The organism is Terrabacter terrae, from assembly GCF_039529575.1.
In the GTDB taxonomy this organism is placed as follows: domain Bacteria; phylum Actinomycetota; class Actinomycetes; order Actinomycetales; family Dermatophilaceae; genus Terrabacter; species Terrabacter terrae.
This window is the reverse complement of sequence record NZ_BAAANB010000210.1, coordinates 1-2,451: the sequence shown is the minus strand read 5'-3', so window position 1 is coordinate 2,451 and position 2,451 is coordinate 1. Positions and strand designations below refer to the sequence as shown.

Here is a 2,451-nt window from a genome sequence, read left to right as displayed (position 1 = left end):
GACACCTGGTCTGCCGCGCCGGTCGCGGTGCAGACGTCGGCGCGCCTGCTCAGTGGGCGCGCCCGGCACTACACCTACATCTCGTCGTGCTCGGTCTACACGTGGCCGATCGCGCCGGGTTCCGACGAGAGCGCACCGGTCGTCAACGGCGAGCCGTCCTCCGCCGACGCATCTGACTACGCCGCCGCCAAGCGCGGCGGCGAGCTGGCCGTGCTCACCGACTTCGACGGCGACGTGGCGATCGCCCGGGCGGGTCTGATTCTCGGCCCCTACGAGATGGTCGGTCGGATGCCCTTCTGGCTGCGCCGCATCGCGACGGGTGGGCGCGTGCCGGCGCCGGGCCCCTACGACCGGCCGCTGCAGTACGTCGACTGCCGGGACATCGCCGAGTGGGTCCTCGGCTCCCGGCCGGTCGGCACCTTCAACACCGCGAGCCGGCCCGGACACACGACCATCGGCGCGCTGCTCGAGAAGGCGCGGCGCGTGACCGGCAGCGACGCCGAGCTCGTCTGGGTCGAGCCCGGGACCGTCGAGGCGGCCGACGTCGAGCCGTGGACCCAGCTGCCGATCTGGGTGCCACCGACCGGTGAGCTCGCCGGCCTGCACTCGCTCGACACGGCGGCCGCGGCCGCAGCGGGGCTGCGCTGCCGGCCGATGCCCGAGACGGTCGCCGACACGTGGGCGTGGCTGCAGCGGGAGGGGCTGCCGGAGCGGCCGAGCAACCGGGCCGGCAGCCCGATGGACGCCGATGCCGAAGCCCGCCTCCTGGCGCTCCACGACGCCCGCGCCCACTGAGAGCTACGAGCAGCGGAGGGTCAGCGGCCGCGGTTGCGGCGGCGGATCTCCTTGGGAGGCCGCCCACCGGCATACGACCTCGACGGGTCGACGACGTAGCCCTGCCGCAGCGCCTCACGGCCGACGAGCATCCGGAAGCCCATCCGGTCGCGCTTGCTCAGGGTCACCTCGGCCGGCACGGTGCGACCGGCGAGGGTGAGGTCGACGCGCACGACGAGGCGCCTCGTGACGTGCCCGGACGAGCTGCGGACGCGCCGGCGGTCGTGGACGGGACACTCGACCGTCTGCGGGTCCGCGTCGGAGTCCTGCCAGGGGTGGACGGTGAAGCGCGCCCACGGCCGGCCGTCGCGCTCGAACTCCTCGACGTCCGCGGCGTGCAGCGACGACGTGCGGGCGCCGGTGTCGATCTTCACCTTGACCCAGGGCAGGCCGATCCCGGGCATACCGGCCCACTCCCGCCACCCGACGGCAGTGCTTGAATAGGCCGGCCCAGACACCCGCCCATCTTGGCAGGACCCTGCATGAAACTCGCGATCCTCTCGCGCGCGCCGCGTGCCTACTCCACGCAGCGCCTGCGCACCGCAGCGCTCGACCGCGGGCACCAGGTGCGGGTGCTCAACACGCTCCGCTTCGCCATCGACCTGTCCGGCCCGGAGCCGGACCTGCAGTTCCGGGGGCGGCCGATCTCCGACTACGACGCGGTCCTGCCGCGCATCGGCAGCTCCATCACCTACTTCGGCACCGCGGTCGTGCGCCAGTTCGAGCAGATGGACGTCTACACGCCCAACATCGCCAACGGCATCTCCAACGCCCGGGACAAGCTCCGCGCCGCGCAGATCCTCTCGCGCCACCACATCGGGATGCCGGCGACGACCTTCGTGCGCAACCGCGCCGACGTCATGCCGGCCATCGAGCGGGTCGGCGGCGCGCCCGTCGTCATCAAGCTGCTCGAGGGCACGCAGGGCATCGGCGTCATCCTCGCACCGGAGATCAAGATCGCCGAGGCGATCATCGAGACGCTGCACAGCACGAACCAGAACGTCCTCATCCAGAGCTTCGTCAGCGAGAGCAAAGGCCGCGACATCCGCGCCCTCGTCGTGGGCGACCGCGTCGTGGCCGCGATGCGCCGCCGCGCCAAGGGCGACGAGTTCCGCTCCAACGTCCACCGCGGCGGCACCGTCGAGCCGGTCGAGCTGAGCCCGGAGTACGAGCAGGCCGCGGTGCGCTCGGCCCAGATCATGGGGCTGCGCGTCGCGGGCGTCGACATGCTCGAGGGCAACGAGGGCCCGCTCGTCATGGAGGTCAACTCCTCCCCCGGACTCGAGGGCATCGAGACGGCGACCAAGCTCGACGTCGCCGGCGCGATCGTCGACTACATCGCCGGGCAGGTCGCCTTCCCCGAGATCGACGTGCGGCAGCGGCTGACCGTCTCGACCGGCTACGGCGTCGCCGAGCTGGTCGTGCACGCGGGCGCCGACATCATCGGCAAGACGATCGGCGACTCGGGCCTCGAGGAGCGCGACCTGCAGGTGCTGACGCTGCACCGCGGCGCGAGCGTCATCCCGAACCCGCGGCGCCGCGTAGTGCTCGAGGCGGAGGACCGCCTGCTCTGCTTCGGCCGGCTGGAGGAGATGCGCACCATGATCCCCGAGCGGC

The 2,451-nt window shown here is 72.5% G+C and carries 3 protein-coding genes; 2 read left to right on the top strand and 1 reads right to left on the bottom strand.

The genetic code is table 11. The features are described from left to right. Positions 1–795: Rossmann-fold NAD(P)-binding domain-containing protein (locus ABD194_RS21115; protein WP_343995203.1), on the top strand; the 795-nt coding region annotated here is incomplete at its 5' end. Positions 796–815: 20 nt separating this feature from the next. On the opposite strand, the gene ABD194_RS21110 is transcribed toward ABD194_RS21115, so the two are convergent. Next, a complete protein-coding gene (locus tag ABD194_RS21110; protein ID WP_343995201.1) occupies positions 816–1,292 on the bottom strand; it encodes an ATP-dependent zinc protease family protein in 477 nt (158 codons plus the stop codon). A 24-nt stretch (positions 1,293–1,316) separates the two neighbouring features. Between ABD194_RS21110 and ABD194_RS21105 the strand changes: the two genes are divergently transcribed. Further along, positions 1,317–2,451 (top strand): RimK family alpha-L-glutamate ligase (locus tag ABD194_RS21105; RefSeq protein WP_343995199.1); only part of this gene is annotated, 1,135 nt, incomplete at its 3' end.